Genomic DNA, 18484 nt, shown 5'->3' on the forward strand with positions numbered 1-18484 from the left:
AGCTCGATCTTGGATCGGGCTTTTTTTTTGGCCACGAATTCACAAATTTTTTTTGGGATAATTGGGTGTGTAAATAGGAAAAGAATTCATACGTTCTGATTCAATTAGAATTGGTGCATTCGTGGCTTTTTTTTAAATGTTTTCAAAATAGGACGGATTAAAATCCATCCTTATAATATGGTTGAAACTACGGTTCTTTTTTGCAGCTAATTTTTTTAGCCACGAATTCACGATTTTTTTTGGAATAATTGGTGTGCAAATAGGAAACGAATTCATCAGGCATTGCCAATTCTGATTTAATAATTATTGGTGAATTCGTGGCTTTTTTTTGAAATGTTTTCAAAATAGGACGGATTAAAATCCATCCCTACAATATGGTCGAACCTACGGTTCTTTTTTGTAGCTAATTTTTTTTGGCCACGAATTCACGAATTTTTTTGGGACAATTGGGTGTGTAAATAGGAAACGAATTCATCAGGGATTGCCAATTCTGATTTAATAATTATTGGTGCTCGTGGCTTTTTTTTGAAATGTTTTCAAAATAGGACGGATTAAAATCCATCCCTACAATATGGTCGAACCTACGGTTCTTTTTTGTAGCTAATTTTTTTTGGCCACGAATTCACGAATTTTTTTTGGGATAATTGGTGTGTAAATAGGAAACGAATTCATCAGGGATTGCCAATTCTGATTTACTAATTATTGGTGCAATCGTGGCTTTTTTTTGAAATGTTTTCAAAATAGGACGGATTAAAATCCATCCCTACAATATGGTCGAACCTACGGTTCTTTTTTGTAGCTAATTTTTTTTGGCCACGAATTCACGAATTTTTTTGGGACAATTGGGTGTGTAAATAGGAAACGAATTCATCAGGGATTGCCAATTCTGATTTAATAATTATTGGTGCATTCGTGGCTGAAAACCTAAAGCTGAAAACTGATAACTAAAATTTACTTTGTAACTTTGAGCCTTTAATTTATTTTTCAAATGAAACAACCCATCTGGTTCCTTTTTATAGCCCTAATTTCTTTGTCTTCTTGTAACGATGACAACAAACTCCGACTGGAAGCTCAAAAAAAAGAAGCCCAACGAAAAGAAGTTATTTTTAAAACAATCAACAAAGGGTGGAATTTTCAAAGTGCTCCGGTTAATGATGTAGCGCAAAATAGTCTTTCGTTTTGGAGTCAGTGGCGCACGTTTATGGACGAATTGTCGCAGAAACCGAAGAGTTCGATTAGTGCTTTTCAAAAAAAATCGAAAGCGCTGACCAAAAAGGTAACGGAGATGAAAGACAATATTCCGGATCAATACAATACGCCTTCTATCAAAAGTAGGATTTCCATTCTACTCACCAATGTGAGTTTGCTAGACATGTATTTGCATTTGTCACAAATACCAGCGCAAAAAGTGGTACGCCAAATCACCGAAATCAACTTAGAACTCATTGCGTTGCAACGCGAAATGGATAAAGTGGACATGAAATTGAAGATTCCGATTGAATTTGGTGAAACCGAAATGTTGCAAATGATCAAAGATACCGCTAGAGCCATCCCATCAACGGTTACTTTACCTTCAAATACATCACGCATTGAGTAAGCCTATTTTATACAGTACCTACGAGAAATCACCTAAGTGTATCCAAATAAGTGCTAGTTTGACGGCACAACCTGCCATCAAATTGCATTTGACAGGTTTGTTGGGTTCTGCTTTTTCATTTGTGACGCGTTCTTTGTTTACGCAAACCGAATTGCCTTTTTTATTGGTGTTCAATAACAAAGAGGAAGCAGCATACTACTTGAACGATATGGAGCAATTGGTGGGCGAAAAAGACGTACTTTTTTATCCCGCCTCTTTCCGAAGACCGTATCAAATAGAAGAAACGGACAACGCCAATGTGTTGTTGCGCGCTGAGGTGTTGAACCGCATCAATTCGCGTAAAAAACCTGCCGTGATTGTCACCTATCCCGAAGCGCTTTTTGAAAAAGTGGTTACCCGAAAGGAATTAGACAAAAACACTTTGAAAGTTGCGGTCAATGATAAGATTTCTATCGATTTTATTAACGAGGTGTTGTTTGAATACGAGTTCAAAAGAGTTGATTTTATTACCGAACCCGGAGAGTTTTCCGTGCGTGGAGGAATCGTAGACGTATTTTCATTTTCGAATGATAATCCGTACCGCATCGAGTTTTTTGGCAACGAGGTAGAAAGCATTCGAACCTTTGATGTGGCCACCCAATTGTCCATTGAAACCAAGAAAAAAATCACGATTATTCCCAATGTAGAAAACTCTTTTTTTCAGGAAAATCGAGAATCTTTTCTGGATTATATTTCGCCTCAAACGGTAATTTTTATTCAAAATACCGAATTGATGTTGGCCGATTTAGACAAACATTTTAGTAAAGCCGAAGAAGCTTTCGCAAAATTATCCCAAGAAATCAAGCGCTCCACACCCGAGCAATTGTTCTTGAATCAAGCGAGTTTCATCAAGCGCGCTTTGGATTTTTCGGTGGTCGAATGGGGGAGCAAAGCAGTGTTTAAAATCGCAAACGACTTTTCATTTCATATTCAGCCACAGCCGTCATTCAACAAACAATTCGATTTGTTATTGAATAACCTGAACGTAAATCATTTTAACGGCTACAAAAATTATTTGTTTTGTTCCAATGACGGACAAGTAAAGCGCTTTCACGATATTTTTGAGTCATTAGACGAAGCCAATGCCGAAAACATACGAAAGCAATACCACACCATTGTGTTGCCAATGTATCAAGGTTTTATCGACGAAGAAAATCAAATTGCTTGTTACACCGACCACCAGATTTTTGAACGCTATCACAAATTCAGTATCAAAAACGGTTATTCTAAAAAGCAAAACATTACCCTTAAAGAATTAACAGCGCTTTCGGTAGGCGATTACGTGACGCATATTGACCACGGAATTGGGAAATTCGGAGGCTTGCAAAAAATACAAGTCGAAGGCAAAACCCAGGAAGCGATTAAGTTGGTGTATGCCGATAATGATATTGTGTATGTGAGTATTCATTCGTTGCACAAAATTTCGAAATACAACGGCAAAGACGGAACGCCACCCAAAATCTACAAATTAGGCTCGAATGCTTGGAAAGTTTTAAAGCAAAAAACCAAGGCGAGAGTCAAACATATTGCGTTCAATTTGATTCAGTTGTACGCCAAACGTCGCTTGGAAAAAGGCTTTCAATTTGCGCCCGATAGTTATTTACAAAACGAGTTGGAAAGTTCATTTATTTACGAAGACACGCCCGACCAAGTAAAATCGACTCAGGATGTCAAAGCCGATATGGAAAGCGAACGCCCTATGGACCGATTGGTTTGTGGTGATGTAGGTTTTGGTAAAACCGAAGTGGCGATTCGTGCTGCTTTCAAAGCCGTGGACAATAGCAAACAAGTGGCGGTTTTGGTGCCAACCACGATTTTGGCCTACCAACATTTCCGAACGTTTAGCGAGCGATTGAAAGATATGCCTGTAACAGTGGGCTATTTGAACCGTTTTAGAACCGCCAAGCAAAAAGCAGAAACCCTAAAGCAACTCGCCGAGGGGAAATTAGATATTCTTATTGGTACGCATCAATTGGTCAACAAAAATGTGGTCTTTAAAGATTTAGGTTTATTAATTGTAGACGAAGAGCAAAAGTTTGGGGTAAATGTAAAAGACAAACTCAAAACCATTGCAGCTAATGTAGATACGCTTACCCTTACCGCAACGCCTATTCCAAGAACCTTGCAGTTTTCGTTGATGGCGGCCAGAGATTTATCGGTAATTACTACGCCACCGCCCAATCGTTATCCCATAGAAACGCACGTGGTTGGCTTTAATGAAGAAACCATTCGAGATGCGATTTCGTATGAAATTCAGCGCAATGGTCAGGTGTATTTCATCAATAACCGTATTGAAAATATTAAAGAAATTGCTGGTATGATTCAGCGTTTGGTGCCTAATGCACGAGTAGGCATTGGTCACGGGCAAATGGATGGCAAGAAACTCGAAGAATTAATGTTGGCGTTTATGAACGGTGAATTCGATGTTTTGGTGGCTACCACCATCATCGAAAGCGGATTGGATGTGCCCAATGCGAATACCATTTTCATTAATAATGCCAATAATTTTGGACTCTCGGATTTGCACCAAATGCGCGGACGTGTAGGACGAAGCAATAAAAAAGCGTTTTGTTATTTCATTTGTCCACCGTATTCTGCAATGACCGAGGAAGCTCGAAAACGCATCCAAGCCTTGGAACAATTTAGCGAATTGGGTAGTGGTTTCAATATTGCGATGAAGGATTTAGAGATTCGTGGCGCTGGAGATTTACTGGGCGGGGAACAAAGTGGTTTCATCAATGAGATTGGCTTTGATACCTATCAAAAAATTATGAACGAAGCCATCGAGGAACTCAAGGAGAATGAATTCAAAGACCTATATCCCGAAGAGAACAACATCGAAACCAAACAATACGTCAAAGACCTGCAACTCGACACCGATTTTGAGTTGTTATTCCCAGATGAATACATCAATACCGTTTCGGAGCGATTGCTGCTTTACAACGAATTAGGAGAAGTCAAAAACGAAGAAGAACTGACCGTTTTCATTAACAAGTTGATAGACCGATTTGGCCCTTTGCCAGCAAGAGCCAATGCCTTAATGAATAGCATTCGCATTAAGTGGATTGCCACCCGCGTAGGCATCGAAAAACTAGTACTAAAACAAGGCAAAATGATTGGGTATTTTGTTTCCGACCAACAATCGGATTTTTACCAATCGAATCGCTTCAATAAAGTCTTGGATTTTGTACAAAAGCATCCTAATCTATGCAAAATGAAAGAAAAGCAAACCCCAGCAGGCCTTCGTTTGTTACTTACTTTCGATAATGCCAAAACCACCCGTAGATGTTTGGAATTGATGGAATTGTTGGGAGGGGAGTAATAATTTTTAAAAACCGATTTCAATTTTTTAGACAAAAATGAATAGGAATGGGCTTTATTCAAAATTAATGGAGTTTTAGCTAAAGGCTATTTCATTTTTTAATAACTTTACTTCACTAAAAATTTAATAATGAATTTAGAGCAACATAAAACCAAGATTATCCAAAAACTACAAAGCATTCAAGATGACAGCCTTTTGGATGAAATTGATAGGGTTTTAAATGGGAATTATATTGTTGCTCATACGATTGATGGTAAACCGTTAACCAAAAATCAATATATAAATCATATTGAATCTATTAGCGAGTCTATTGCTAATGGAGCAAAAACCGTTACTACAGAGGAAGTCAGAAAGCGTATTTTTTCTATTAAAAAATGATTTTGCTTTGGTCCGAAGAAGCATCCAATTCACTGGCTTCTATTTACTATTATATTCTCAAAGATAGCCCTCAAAATGCCGTAATGGTAGTGAATAAAATCATTGATCTAGCAGAAACTTTAAAAAACGATAATTTTGAATACGCTATTGATCCAATAATCAACAAGCAAAAATTTCGTCACATTAGTATTTGGAGTTACAAGATACTATATGAAAGAACAGCTGATCGTGTTATTATTTTGGATGTTTTTGACGGAAGACAAAACCCCAAGAAGTTGGATAACTATTAAATTCAAACTCATTTAAATTAATTTTTATACACACTTTCGATAATGCCAAAACCACCCGTAGCTATTTGGAGTTGATTGAATTGTTGGGAGGGCAGAAGTAGTTTTTTTAACAAGATAAATTTCTATATTTGAATCTAGTTAACAACCAAAGCTATGACCGAAAGTACCCTTATCGTAAGAATGTCCAAAAGTGCAGGCATTTTTAATAAGAACAATAGGTATGAAGTACGCCTCAATAATGGCGACTTCATGCCTATGAATTATCAAAACAATCGAATGGAGTTTCGGTTGCCGAATGGTAAACATACAGTCACGATTAAAAACGAAGTGACAACCCACGAAACCGAATTTGAGTTGCGTTATGAGAAAACCAAAGTCCTTACCATCAATCCAAGTGTTACCTATAAATTGTTCTTAGGAATTATGATTGGGTTAGTTTTGTTTTCCTTTTTCCTTCAAGTATTTTTTGCGGGTAAAATAAATCTAACTTTGATTTGGATTCCGTTTTTTCCACTTTTCTTTATTAAGAAAAAGAATTTTGCTCCAAGTTTTATGGTAACAGAGCGAGATCTTTAATCTAGTTGACTCATTTTGCTCTTATTTTTCTTCGATTACAATATTATGGTATGGCATTTTTTAGAAATGTATATCTTTGTTTTTATAATCCGTTCGAATGCCAATCTCACCCCACTTCAACTACGATGCTCAGATACATAAGAAACCGTTCTGTTTCTTGACTCCTGTGCGTGCAGTTTTGGCGCTCTTGTTTTATGTATGTACTTTTACTAATGCTCAAGCTCAAAAAAAGATGATTACACCACCTACGCTTCAAAAAGGAGATACTATTGCCATTGTAGCTACCGCTCGAAAAAACATTGAGGATAATTTACAACCAACTATCGATTTATTGCACAGTTGGGGGCTCGAAGTGGTGATTGGAAGCACCATTGGTTTAGACCAAAATCAATTGGCGGGGACAGATGCGCAACGTGCTGCCGATTTTCAAAAGCAAATGGATAATCCTAACATTAAAGCTATTTGGTGCGCTCGCGGCGGTTACGGAACGGTGAGAATGATTGATTTATTGGATTTTTCAACTTTCAAAAAGCACCCTAAATGGATAGTAGGATTTAGTGATGTTACGGTTTTACACAATCATTTGAATACGTTGGGCTACAAAACCATTCACGGAACGATGCCTGTGAGTATTCCTAGAACCGCTCCAGATTCGATTGCTACTTTGTACAAAGCCTTGTTTGGACAACCTTTAGCCTACACTATTGAACCTACTGCAATGAATCGTTTGGGCAAAGCCAAAGGAGAATTGGTAGGTGGGAATTTATCGATTTTGTATAGTTTGTTTGGTTCACCTTCTGCTATTGATTGTTCGGATAAAATTCTTTTTATCGAAGATTTGGATGAGTATTTGTACCACATCGACCGTATGATGATGAATTTGAAACGCAACGGTTGTTTGGAAAGCATCAAAGGAATTATCGTAGGCGGTATGACCAAAATGAAGGATAACGATATCCCTTGGGGCAAAAATGCGCTTGAAATTATTGAAGATGTAACCAAATCCTATAACATTCCCGTGGTGTATAATTTCCCAGCGGGGCATATTAAGGACAATCGCGCGTTGATTTTGGGAAACACCATTACACTTGAAGTTACCGCTACAGGCTCTACTGTGGTTTTTGAATAGTTTTTGGTTTAAACATAGAAGTCATATAAGTTTCTATTTTTTATTGAACCATAATTGAAGGGCATATAAGTTGGGTTTTAACCACGAAGGTCACAAAGGTAGGCACAAGGCTCACTAAGAAAGATGGTTTTCTTTTACTCGGGTAATTGTCAATAATCAGTTTTCTAAATGACTGTCTTCTTATATGGTTCAAACATAGATTCAACAGATTGAAATAGCGAAAGTAATTATTGTCAAAATCATCAATTGCATCCTGCTTTAGCGGGATGTTTTTTAATTTGAATTTAGAAAGGCTTTAGCCCAAATTATGCTGTATTTTGGCTAAAGTCTGATTTGGGTTTGCATTATAATGAATGGGATAATGCACATTCCTATTCAAATCTTAAATGACCTTCAATGCCTTTTATGGTTTTTAAAAAAACTGAAGTGACTTATATGTTTAAAATTTCATAAGGATTTTGATTTAAAATATGGCAGCACATAACGAATTAGGAAAACTAGGCGAGGAGCTAGCGGTTGATTTTCTGAAAAAAGAAGGGTACACGATTTTAGCAACGAATTGGATTTTTCAGAAGGCGGAGATTGATATTTTGGCTCAAAAAGAAGATGTTTTGGCCGTTGTTGAGGTCAAAACAAGGTCTTCTATCGAGTTTGGATTGCCTCAGGACTTTGTAAAACCAAAAAAAATCCAATTATTAGTAAAAGCTGTTGATGCTTATGTGACCCTCAACGCAATCGATGTAAATGTGAGATTTGACATTATTGCGATCCAAAAAGAAAAGGAATCCTTTGCAATTGAACACCTTACCGATGCTTTTTATCATTTTTAATGGAAAAAATCCTTTGTTACATTTGTAACATTTTGTTTTTTATTTATATTTGCAAAATATTTTAACACATTTTGTCAGTTAAATATTTTTCTTTTTATCCATTTAAAAAATGACTTTGTTATGAAAACCGTTTCATCTATTGTTGAAAATTACATCAAAACCAAACCTTTTTTATTGAATGCACTTTCGATGGGCATTATCAATTTGACGTCTTTGTCTCGGAATATTATGACCGAGCTGGAAAGTGATTTTGGTAAAGAAGTAAAACAAGGCGCTGTGGTGATGGCCTTGAAACGATTAACGGAGGAATTGGATTTTAAATTGAATCACAAAATCAATAAAGTGATTCGCAATATTGGTGAAATCACGGTGCGTTCAGAGCTGACGGATTACACTTTTGCGGCATCGGATACGGTTTTGAACAAACAAGCGGATTTAATTACGGATATCAATACGTTTTCGGATATTTTTTACACCTCTTCTCGTGGAGTAAATGAGACGAATATTGTAGTGAGTAATAGTGTGAATCATTTGGTAGACAAGCATTTTACTAACGAAAAATTGATTCAGAAATTAGAAAATTTGGCTTCGATCACGGTTAAATTACCCAAAGAAAACATTGTTGTTCCTGGAATTTATTACTTTATATTTCAGCGTTTGGCCTGGGAAGGAGTCATTATCAACGAGGTGATTTCAACTTCTAATGAGTTTACTATTTTGGTGAGCGAAGATGAGGTAGATGTTGCTTTTAAAGTGATCAAAGACTTGAAGAATTAGGCATACGCCCTAAAATAGTTATGTAACAAAGCTTCTTAAAACCGTTCAGGTCTTAAGAAGCTTTTTTTATGGAAAAATTCTACTACTTCAAGGCGATAAACATGAAGTTTGAGTTGCCGATAAATAGGCCAAATGTTGGTCTTTAGCCCCGATGGGAGGGAATATCCTTTTTTTAGGGCTAGGCGGTTTTTCAAACCGAATAGCGCTAAAAAAAGATAGGAAGGACAGCGGGACTTTGCCTTTTGATAAAGCCTATTTTTACTGCTTCTAAAAAAAATAATGCATCTGATTTTTTTGTGCTGCGACAACAACTAATGCTTAAATTTACCTGCTTTAATTGTGGTTTAAAAATTATATAATGTCATTATCTCCTTCTTATCAAAAGTTTAAAGACCAAATTTCAGCTGTGCTCGACTCGGGGCGTATATTGACGAATCCTTTGCAAACCTTGGCTTATGGAACGGATGCGAGTTTTTATCGGTTGATTCCGAAGATGGTGCTTTTGGTACATGCTGAAGCTGAAGTGGTGGCGATTATCAAAGCGGCAAATGCCTTGAATATTGCCCTGACGTTTCGAGCGGCGGGAACGAGTTTGTCGGGACAAGCGATAACGGACTCGGTTTTGGTCGTGGCGACGCACGGCTGGAAGCACTACGAATTACTAGATGACAAGCAAAAGATAAAGCTAGAACCCGGAATTGTAGGCGCTAGAGCGAATACATTTTTGGCGCCACACGGGCTAAAAATTGGTCCCGACCCTGCATCAATTGGTGCGGCGATGATTGGTGGAATTGTAGCCAACAACGCCAGCGGGATGTGCTGCGGAACGGCTCAGAATTCGTATAAAACCATTGCTGATATTCGAATGATTTTGCACGACGGGACAGTCCTAGATACAGCCGATGCGGAAAGTGTGGCTTCGTTTTATGAAACTCAGGCGCATTTAATTGAGGAAATTAAAGACTTGCGACATACAATTACAGCGAATCCGGCTTTGGAGGAGCGCATTCGTCAGAAATTTAAAATCAAAAATACTACGGGCTACAGCATCAATGCTTTGGTGGATTATGAAGACCCTATTGAAATCATTAAGCATTTGATGGTGGGCTCTGAAGGGACTTTGGCGTTTATCTCGAATGTGACTTTCAAGACGGTTGTAGACGAAAAGCATAAATCTTGCTCGTTGTTGATTTTCAATTCGATTCAGGATGCTTGTAACGCGACGATTTTGTTGAAATCAAGTCCTGTTGCCGCCGTAGAATTGCTAGACAGAGATTCCATTCGCTCGGTAGAAAATGATTCCGAAGCACCTGATTATTTTAAAACGTTACACGAAGACGCTTGTGCTTTATTGGTTGAATGTAGAGACAATGATAAAGAAGTGTTGTTGCAAAAACAACAACAAGTGAAAGCTCAAATTGTGAGTATACCGACTTTTACGGATTATGAATTCACATCAGAACCCAAACAATATTATTTTAATTGGAAGGCCAGAAAAGGTTTGTTACCAACGGTAGGCGGTTTACGAAAAACAGGAACCACAGTGATTATTGAAGATGTGGCTTTTCCGCTACCGCAATTGGCAGAAGCTTGTGTGGCACTAAAAGCCTTATTCAAAAAATACGAATACTACGACGCGGTTTTGTTTGGACACGCGTTAGAAGGAAATTTGCATTTTGTGTTTTCGCAAGATTTCTCGAATCCGAAGGAAGTGCAACGCTATGAAGATTTAATGGCCGAATTGGCGATAATTGTTGTGGATCAATTTGGAGGTTCTTTAAAGGCAGAACATGGAACGGGACGTAATATGGCACCTTTTGTGGAAAAAGAATGGGGAGCGGCGGCTTATGGCATTATGAAACGCATTAAGAAGATCTTTGATCCCAAGAACCAAATCAATCCCGATGTTTTGATCAATCCCGATCCAAAAGCGCATTTGAAACACTTAAAACCTTTACCAGAATCTCACGATATTATTGATAAATGCATGGAATGTGGATTCTGTGAACCGCATTGTGTCTCCGAAGGATTGACCCTTTCTCCCAGACAACGCATTGTTATTGCTAGAGAAATCAGCCGATTAGAAGCAACTAATGACGACCCGCAACGATTGTCAGACATTCGGAAAGATGTTACTTATCAACTGGATGAAACTTGTGCTACCGATGGTTTGTGTGCTTTGGCTTGTCCTGTTCACATTGATACGGGTAAGTTTGTCAAACACTGGCGAGCCGATGCGATTACGGATACTCAAAAGAAAGTGGCCGACTACATAGGTTCAAATATGGAAAGTACCACCGCGATAATGCGAGCGGGATTAAAAGTAGTTTCGTTTTTTCACTCGGTTTTTGGGACGAGAGTTATGTCATCGATTTCTAGTGGATTACATTGGATTTCAGGAGGCAATATTCCTAAATGGATTCCTCAAATCCCGAAAGGAGCGGATAAAATTAAGTAAACGAAAGATTGGCCACGAATTCACGAATTGATTTAAAAAAAATAGCCACTGATTCGCAGATTTTAATTTATGTAAGAATAAAAATAATCTGTGAATTAGCGGTAAAACAGATTGGAGATTAATTAGTGCATTCTTGGCAAGTGAATATGTATTAGAGTAATTTGCGAATTTGCGGTGAATTATAATCAAAAAATTAATTCGTGAATTTGTGGCCAAAAAGCAATATAAATATGGCTGATTTAAAAGTAGTGTATTTCCCTTCCTGCATCAACCGTGCGATGGGGAAAAACGAATTTCAAAAAGAAGAAGACTTACAACTCACAGCATTGACCCATCAGTTGTTGGTGCGGGCGGGTTATACCATTATTTATCCAAAAGAATTGGATGCGCATTGTTGTGGAATGCCTTTTTCGAGCAAAGGTTTTGTTGCCGTGAATCATAAACAATCCCAACTTTTAGAAGCTGATTTGCTTCGTGTTTCAGAGAATGGCAAGTATCCGATTTTGTACGATATGAGTCCTTGTTTTTACCATTCTAAAGAAGAATTCACCAGCAATTTGAAAATTGTTGACCCAATTGCCTTTATGTTGGACTTTGTCCTACCCAAATTAACCGTAAAAAAGAAAAAGGAAGCAGTGACTATTTTCCCTGTTTGTTCGGTAAAGAAAATCGGAAAAATGGAGCAATTATTGGCTTTGGCGCACTATTGTGCTGAGGACGTAACGATGATTGACAGCAACTGTTGTGGCTTTGCAGGTGACCGTGGTTTCTTGATTCCTGAGTTAAACGAACACGGATTAAGAGATATTAAAAATCAAATACCGAGTAATTGTACTAGTGGATATTCAACCAGTAGAACGTGTGAAATTGGTTTAGAAAAATCCAGCGGAATATCGTTTACTTCTATTTTTTATTTGATTGAAGAAGTGACGCGATAAGAAGATTTGAAAGGTTTATAAAGCAAAGAAGCCAGCAAAATTCCTGGCTTCTTTGATATTTTTTTGGATTTAATTAGAATAAGATCCAATATTAGAATAATCCCATGTTCTTGGTGCAGAGATGTTCCATTCTGAATCGGTAGCAGTAGTTCCTTTAGAAACCGACCAATCGGTATTAGGTTTGGTCACGGTTTTCTTTCTCCAAAATGTATTGTTTCGGGTTTCAGCGGATTCTCCTGCGATTGACCAAATAAAGTTGTTTCGAGAAGATGAAGTAGCCGCTGTAACTCGGGCTACTTTTGGACTTCCAAACACATCGATAATTTTATATTTTGCACCATTGATGGTATGAGTTCCCGCGGCATCTTTTTTCAATAAAGCGATAGCGCTGTTTCCACTTAACTGCAAAGGTAAACTGGCGCTAGCATTAGCGGAACTTGTTGTACCCCAAGTTACATCGCTTTTTACCACAGCCGGATCAGCTTGTACTGAAGCAATAACATAGGTTTTGATGCTCGCTAATGTTCCAGTTAATGGAAGTGAATTGTTGGCATCTGTAAAATTCCATTCAGATAAAGTCGCTTCATCAGTGGTCGCTTGGTAACCGATGGCGTAGTTGGATAAATCGATAGCATTATCTGTTCCGTTGTACAATTCGATGTAATGATTTCTTTTGGAATTGTCGGTGTTCACAAACGTAGCAATTTCTGAAATTAGTAATTCTTGAAAGGCATTGGTTGGAATTTCTACTTTTTCTTCTGTAAAATCAGAGGAACAACCGGTGAAGAATGCAGCACTTAATAAGCTTATATATAAATATTTTTTCATGATCATAATTTTAGAAGGTTAATTGTACACCAAGATTGGTGTTCCAGTTGGATGTGTTGGTAGGTTCAATTTTGCGATCCACATAAGAGGTGTTCAAACCAATTTTCAGGGCATTGTTTTTTAAGTATTTGTTGACACCCACTGTGTACCAATTTTCTTTTTGGACCAAAGAAGTTACCGATGCTACTTCAGGTTCAATGAAAGAAACGCGAGTGTCAAAAGCCCATCCGTTGCGGGTTACGTATGATGATTGTAAATTCACGCCATACCCCATGTTGTATTTAGAAGCTGAAGTTTCTGCATTCAAAAGGGTAGAAGCCGAGCTGTTGCTGTACAAATCTTTTCCATTCACTGAGGCATGAGTATACTCTCCAATGAAAGAAAATCCTTTGTATTTGACGATGAAATCGGTTACTACTTTTCGGTAATCAGCATAGGCCGCTTTACCGTCTTTATCAAAAATTCCAGTGATGATACCATTACCACTTCCTCTAGCTTCGCTGGCTTTTACATTATAGCTGCCGGCTACACCAAAAGCTACTTTTAACGATGGTTCGTAGTACAAATCGTGACTAATAAACGCATTGTTTTTGATGAAATCACCCAAAGGCATGATGTCTAAACGACCACCATATTTCAATCCTGAATCGGCTTTTTCACCAAATGCAATTTGACCATCTCCCGTGGTGATCGATACTGAGGGATACAATCTAACTCCTCCAATTGTGAAATTCGTTTCAATGAACAAACCTCCTTCACGTGTTGCGCCTACAAAGTTTTGCATCAATCCGCCATAAGCAATGCCGTCATTGGACTGTCCAGCTATAGTTTGTGAGATGTTTTGAGCAAAGCGTTCGTCTTCTAAAGCCAATCTATTATTGGTATTCGTTCTTTTTTCTCCAAAATAAAGGTAGGCGTTTTTTTTGTAAAGATTCAGTCCTACCCAAGCTTCCAAAAGGCCTTTGGTTCCAGTAAAATCAGTAACCAAACCAATTCGTGCTTTGTCATTCAAAAAAGAACCGTTCAAGTAGATACGTGCCATATTGATCGACATTCTGCTGGTGTTTTCGGTATCGGTTCCGTTATCGGCTTTGTTGAAAGCGGCACCCGATTGAATGGTCCCAGAAATATTAATCACTGATTTGTTTTTCTTACCCAGATTGATGAAGGTACCTTCTCCATTTTTGTAAATAAAGGTCGAATCTGTTTTTTTGGCCTCCTTTATTTCTTGTGCATTACTGTACGTACTGATGAGTAATACTGCAGCGAGGGTATAAGTAAATATTTTTTGCATGATAAATTAATTTTGTAGTTGAACGATTTGACTCAAATTCACGCGTAGTAGTCGTAACCTATCGGAATTGGGTAATGTTTTTAAAATCTTGTTTTGATACAATGAATTGTTTCCTTCAGGTTCTAAGAGGTCGATCACGGTATTTCCCATTTTTTGATGGGCGTTAATCAAGATGGAGCCAGCGGGAATAGTCATGGTTTCTTTTTGCAATTCGAACGTATCATTAGCGGCAGGGATATACGTTTCTACTTCCATTTCGTACGCTTTTTCGGTTATTGAAAAATCCACTCCTGAGGTTCTCAATACATTGAATAGTGGCTTACTTTTGGTAATAATCACATATCCTTCAGGACGTTTTCTAGTGGCTGTTGCGATATGATTGATGTTGTCTTTGGCTTTGAATTTGTAGATCGAATAGGCATTGGTACACGTATTTACAAATTGAAAGTTCGATTCAATCATCGTTGGTTTTGAAGCAATAACAATCTCTGTTTTGCCCTCAACAGCTTTTTGATTGGCTTTGTCAACGGTTGATTTGATCTTGTCTGCTAATGTATTGGCAATGTCCAAGTACGAAAGTGCGGCTAGGGTTGAGGTTTCAATTCTTCTTTTGGCTGCTTTTTCTTTCTCTGTAACCCCTCGAATTTCCATCAAAATCGAAATTCTATTTTGTAAAGCATAATTGGTAGCACTTGAACGCGAGGTAATACCGCCAATATTTAGAATGACTTCGTTGTCCATGCGTTGCGAAGTACAATAATTACGGACTACTCTTTGATTTTTTTCTAAAAAGGCTTTCGTTGGGTTAACAAAATCAGTTTCGATCATTTTTCGAATGGAAGCATCTACGTTGAGATTGCCTGAAAATAAAAACATGGCATCATATGAAGAGGTCAAACAATCATCTATATCTAAGAAATCTTTTCGATTCGGATTGTATTCATGAAAATCGATCACGACCTGCGGATCAAAAGCATTGATAGCGTTCTTGATATTGACTGATTCAGGAACATTCAAAATACCTAAGTTTCGGTTCAAATCGGTTTCATCATTTGAAAAACGGGTTTCGTCTTTATGACCATCCACATTTACCATCGGAACGATTTGCAGGATTACTTTATCCAAATACGAACTATAGGCGGGATTCTCCAAAATTTCGTATAACGTATTGAGCATGGCGTCGGTACTGATGGGTTCGTCACCGTGCATGCATCCTAAGAAGGTTACTTTTACTTTTTGAGCATCGTTAGTACTGCTTTTTTTGTTTAAAATAATTGCGGGTGTTGCATTGCCTCGTTGTGATTTTCCAATAGTGGAAACGGTCATCGTTTCGGGAAATTTTACGGCCAAATTATCGATAAACTTGATCACATTATTGTAACTCGTATAATAATCGCTGCCATTGGTAATTGGCACAGGAAATTGCTTTTCGGGATCTTTAAAAAAGGTCGAGTAGATGTCGTTTTCTTGCGCCATGAGGTTCAGGGCAAAAAGAAAACCAACTATGGTAAGGATTGTTTTTTTCATTGTTATAATTGTATAGTTACCATTACTTGTCCGTATAAATAGTCATTGGAGCCACCTTTGATGTTCGATTTTCCAATTTCGGTTTGAATTTTCAAATCGTGACCAGCTAAATATTTGGTAGCTACAAGTGAATAGTTTTTATCGTATGTATCGAAGGAATTGGACACTTCATCTTGGTACAATTGGGTATAACGAACTCCAAAAGACCAGTTAGAAGGCAATAAATACCCCGCTTGAACATTGAAACCAGATCCTAAGTTTAATCGGGAAAGGACTTTATTTTTGGCTTCTTCGGGCGTTCCGGTGTAGGGTGTAAATTTACCCGACAAAGAAAATTCACCGGCAATATTGTTAGGAACACTGGCTTGGGTCATAAAATAACTTCCCAAAGAATAGAATCCTCTGTATTTGAACATATAATCAACCCCAAATTTTTGATAATCAGGCAGCACGATATTTTGGTTCGCATCGCCATACAAATAACGACCACCGTTAGTTCCTTTGGCTGAGGTTTGACCGTCATTGTAGCTGTACACGGCTCCGAGTACCAATTTTGGTTTTTTCTCTCTGGCCAAATCTTCCATGTAGAATTCGCCAAGTTTAGAAAAGGATCCAAAAGGAAGATAATCCAAACGGGCGCCATATTTAAATCCGCCGTAGTTCTTGGTTAACCCGGATTGTCCTTCACCTGTTGTGATGGAAACGTAAGGTTTGAACAATTGACCGCCGATTCTAAATTGACCTTGATAACGAATTCCGTAATCAAATATCGCGTCGAATGCACTCGAAAGTTCACTTCGTTCAATGAATCCTAATACCTCACCTTCAATTCTGGTTTCTCTAGAATCCAAATAATCGGCTCTTAGACCAAAATTGATGCGGTGGCCTTTGGCTGGACGATACTCGATATAAGCGTCTTGTAAAAGGTTATTGAACGAACGATTTCCAGAAGTGGTACTTTGATAATCCGAGGCAAAATTCAAACGAATTCTGTAATACAATTTCTTGTCAAAAAGGTTACCGCTCACTTTCATACGAGCTCTTCGGATTCTAAACTGGGAATTCATCGTTTCAAAATCGTCGGAGGTGTTCATTAGATATAATGATTGAACGCTTTGAGTAATGTTCATCGAGGAACCATTTTCAGAGATAAAATTGATACCATCTCCAATGTTGTAATTCCTTTTTAAACGTACGATACTAGAGCTTGAGTCTAAGTTAATATCTTCATCATTATCATAGTTATCTTTGTCGTCGTCTTGAGCATAAGTACTGGCGCCAAAGACAAAACACAACAATACAATCAGGTAATGATTTAGTTTTGTTACATTCATAGTGTAGCTGTTAATTAATTTTTTGTTTCAAAATTTCCATAAACAATGATGTTGCCATCTTTCATCATTTGTTTACCTCTTGCGATTACATCAGTCAGTTGTAAATCGTTGGTGAAAGCACAAAAATCGGCATCGAAACCTACTTTTATACTTCCTTTATGTTTTAAAGCCAAATTTTTGGCTGGATTAGTAGTGATTAACTTAAAGGCTTGTTCAATGGGTAATTTTCCTTCTTGCACTAACAATACCACTTGTTTTAAATTCAAATGAATCGGTGCTTTTTTGAAGCCGATAGTAACGCCTTGTTCGTTGACAATTCCGATTCCAGCATTACCATCGCTACTAAAGGTCATTTTATCGATGGATACGCCTTTTTCTAGAGCATACAGCACAGATTTGTAGGGATCCGTATACTTGGTTCCGCCTGAAGTAATGTCGATCATCCCGCCCAGTTTGGCAAACTCAATGGCTTGTTCAAATAAAGGAAGGGTACGACCCACGTGCGTTGGAGAAATATGTTCGATTGGGAATTCGTATTTCTGAACTAATTCTAACAAAACGTCCATTCTAGAACTTAGCGCGCCTAGATGGATATGAAGAATACCTTTTTTTCCAGCGATTAAGCCACCCACTCTCACTTGTTTTAATTCACGAAGTAAATCAATAGCTTCAGGGTACGAAGATCTTTCGTCGCTGATGGCTACTTTACAACCCACTACTTTATCGATAAAAATCATATCATCTTGTATCGATTGGGTGAAAGTAACGGCATCCAACCCAAAATAACTGGTCAAGATATAGGCCGAGATTCCTTCAGACTCCAATGATTTCGCTTTGGCATACAAAGTTTTTATACTTCTAGCACTTCCATCAGTCCCTAATAATCCTACAACAGTTGTAGTACCACAAGCAATAAATTCACTCAACATGATTTCGGGTGTCATAGAACCAAAGCCATGTTTACCTCCTGCGCCCGTAATGTGCACATGTTGGTCGATTAACCCTGGCGTTAGGATTTTACCTTTAAAATCAATCACTTCTGAGAACAGGGTCGAAACGTCAATAGTATCCTCAATGGCAACTATTTTTTCTCCAGCAATAAGAATGTCTTTTTTGCCTAAAAATTCTGGGGCATAAACGGTGGCGTTTTGAATAAGTTTTAACATA

The 18484-nt window shown here is 37.9% G+C and carries 15 protein-coding genes; 10 read left to right on the top strand and 5 right to left on the bottom strand.

What is annotated here, in order from left to right:
- Window positions 1-988 precede the first annotated feature (988 nt).
- The 10 genes from AO58_RS0114980 to AO58_RS17360 all read left to right on the top strand — a co-directional run bounded on the left by AO58_RS0114980 (window position 989) and on the right by AO58_RS17360 (window position 12334).
- Window positions 989-1597 carry a hypothetical protein gene (locus tag AO58_RS0114980; protein WP_024982474.1) on the top strand — a complete coding sequence of 203 codons (609 nt, stop codon included), beginning with the start codon at window positions 989-991 and terminating at the stop codon, window positions 1595-1597.
- Window positions 1590-4958: a transcription-repair coupling factor gene (gene mfd / locus AO58_RS0114985; protein WP_024982475.1), complete on the top strand. Its 3369-nt coding sequence runs from the start codon at window positions 1590-1592 to the stop codon at window positions 4956-4958. The genes AO58_RS0114980 and mfd overlap by 8 nt, the downstream gene beginning before the upstream one ends.
- Window positions 4959-5087: 129 nt before the next feature.
- Window positions 5088-5336, top strand: a complete 249-nt coding sequence (locus AO58_RS0114990) for a hypothetical protein (protein ID WP_024982476.1) — start codon at window positions 5088-5090, stop codon at window positions 5334-5336.
- The gene (locus AO58_RS0114995) at window positions 5333-5626 is read left to right on the top strand and encodes a type II toxin-antitoxin system RelE/ParE family toxin (protein WP_024982477.1); all 294 of its coding nucleotides are present in this window, start codon (window positions 5333-5335) and stop codon (window positions 5624-5626) included. Before AO58_RS0114990 ends, AO58_RS0114995 begins: the two co-directional genes overlap by 4 nt.
- 153 nt (window positions 5627-5779) lie before the next feature.
- Entirely contained in the window at window positions 5780-6202 is a 423-nt protein-coding gene (locus tag AO58_RS0115000; protein WP_024982478.1) for a hypothetical protein, read from the top strand.
- Between the two features lie 232 nt (window positions 6203-6434).
- Window positions 6435-7331, top strand: a complete 897-nt coding sequence (locus tag AO58_RS0115005; protein WP_024982479.1) for a S66 peptidase family protein — start codon at window positions 6435-6437, stop codon at window positions 7329-7331.
- 470 nt (window positions 7332-7801) lie between these two features.
- Complete coding sequence (locus AO58_RS0115010; protein WP_024982480.1) at window positions 7802-8161, top strand: YraN family protein; 360 nt, start codon at window positions 7802-7804, stop codon at window positions 8159-8161.
- 120 nt (window positions 8162-8281) lie between these two features.
- Window positions 8282-8938 (top strand): aspartate kinase, encoded by a 657-nt coding sequence (locus AO58_RS0115015; RefSeq protein ID WP_024982481.1) that lies wholly within the window; start codon window positions 8282-8284, stop codon window positions 8936-8938.
- 358 nt (window positions 8939-9296) lie between these two features.
- On the top strand, window positions 9297-11396 hold the full coding sequence (locus AO58_RS17355) for an FAD-binding and (Fe-S)-binding domain-containing protein (RefSeq protein ID WP_035717921.1): 2100 nt from the start codon (window positions 9297-9299) through the stop codon (window positions 11394-11396).
- Between the two features lie 230 nt (window positions 11397-11626).
- Complete coding sequence (locus AO58_RS17360) at window positions 11627-12334, top strand: heterodisulfide reductase-related iron-sulfur binding cluster (RefSeq protein WP_035717912.1); 708 nt, start codon at window positions 11627-11629, stop codon at window positions 12332-12334.
- 69 nt (window positions 12335-12403) lie between these two features.
- Here the strand turns inward: AO58_RS17360 and AO58_RS0115025 are convergent, their stop codons facing one another.
- Genes AO58_RS0115025 through iadA form a run of 5 tightly spaced genes read right to left on the bottom strand, consistent with a single transcriptional unit; the run spans window position 12404 to window position 18483 of the window.
- On the bottom strand, window positions 12404-13162 hold the full coding sequence (locus tag AO58_RS0115025) for a lamin tail domain-containing protein (RefSeq protein WP_024982482.1): 759 nt from the start codon (window positions 13160-13162) through the stop codon (window positions 12404-12406).
- A gap of 10 nt (window positions 13163-13172) precedes the next feature.
- Window positions 13173-14456 (bottom strand): putative porin, encoded by a 1284-nt coding sequence (locus AO58_RS0115030; protein WP_024982483.1) that lies wholly within the window; start codon window positions 14454-14456, stop codon window positions 13173-13175.
- A gap of 6 nt (window positions 14457-14462) precedes the next feature.
- A complete protein-coding gene (locus AO58_RS0115035) occupies window positions 14463-15983 on the bottom strand; it encodes a M14 family zinc carboxypeptidase (RefSeq protein ID WP_024982484.1) in 1521 nt (506 codons plus the stop codon).
- Window positions 15984-15985: 2 nt separating this feature from the next.
- Entirely contained in the window at window positions 15986-17317 is a 1332-nt protein-coding gene (locus AO58_RS0115040; RefSeq protein WP_024982485.1) for a porin, read from the bottom strand.
- A 14-nt stretch (window positions 17318-17331) separates the two neighbouring features.
- Window positions 17332-18483: a beta-aspartyl-peptidase gene (iadA, locus tag AO58_RS0115045; protein ID WP_024982486.1), complete on the bottom strand. Its 1152-nt coding sequence runs from the start codon at window positions 18481-18483 to the stop codon at window positions 17332-17334.
- Window position 18484 lies beyond the last annotated feature (1 nt).

Origin of the sequence: Flavobacterium succinicans LMG 10402 (assembly GCF_000611675.1) — a bacterium.
In the GTDB taxonomy this organism is placed as follows: domain Bacteria; phylum Bacteroidota; class Bacteroidia; order Flavobacteriales; family Flavobacteriaceae; genus Flavobacterium; species Flavobacterium succinicans.

Excerpts from the sequence above, each read along its gene's own strand:
- AO58_RS0114980 (WP_024982474.1), top strand. The coding sequence starts at position 989 with ATGAAACAACCCATCTGGTTCCTTTTTATAGCCCTAATTTCTTTGTCT.
- AO58_RS0114990 (WP_024982476.1), top strand. The coding sequence starts at position 5,088 with ATGAATTTAGAGCAACATAAAACCAAGATTATCCAAAAACTACAAAGC.
- AO58_RS0114995 (WP_024982477.1), top strand. The coding sequence starts at position 5,333 with ATGATTTTGCTTTGGTCCGAAGAAGCATCCAATTCACTGGCTTCTATT.
- AO58_RS0115000 (WP_024982478.1), top strand. The coding sequence starts at position 5,780 with ATGACCGAAAGTACCCTTATCGTAAGAATGTCCAAAAGTGCAGGCATT.
- AO58_RS0115005 (WP_024982479.1), top strand. The coding sequence starts at position 6,435 with ATGATTACACCACCTACGCTTCAAAAAGGAGATACTATTGCCATTGTA.
- AO58_RS0115010 (WP_024982480.1), top strand. The coding sequence starts at position 7,802 with ATGGCAGCACATAACGAATTAGGAAAACTAGGCGAGGAGCTAGCGGTT.
- AO58_RS0115015 (WP_024982481.1), top strand. The coding sequence starts at position 8,282 with ATGAAAACCGTTTCATCTATTGTTGAAAATTACATCAAAACCAAACCT.
- AO58_RS17355 (WP_035717921.1), top strand. The coding sequence starts at position 9,297 with ATGTCATTATCTCCTTCTTATCAAAAGTTTAAAGACCAAATTTCAGCT.
- AO58_RS17360 (WP_035717912.1), top strand. The coding sequence starts at position 11,627 with ATGGCTGATTTAAAAGTAGTGTATTTCCCTTCCTGCATCAACCGTGCG.
- AO58_RS0115025 (WP_024982482.1), bottom strand. The coding sequence starts at position 13,162 with ATGAAAAAATATTTATATATAAGCTTATTAAGTGCTGCATTCTTCACC.
- AO58_RS0115030 (WP_024982483.1), bottom strand. The coding sequence starts at position 14,456 with ATGCAAAAAATATTTACTTATACCCTCGCTGCAGTATTACTCATCAGT.
- AO58_RS0115035 (WP_024982484.1), bottom strand. The coding sequence starts at position 15,983 with ATGAAAAAAACAATCCTTACCATAGTTGGTTTTCTTTTTGCCCTGAAC.
- AO58_RS0115040 (WP_024982485.1), bottom strand. The coding sequence starts at position 17,317 with ATGAATGTAACAAAACTAAATCATTACCTGATTGTATTGTTGTGTTTT.
- iadA (WP_024982486.1), bottom strand. The coding sequence starts at position 18,483 with ATGTTAAAACTTATTCAAAACGCCACCGTTTATGCCCCAGAATTTTTA.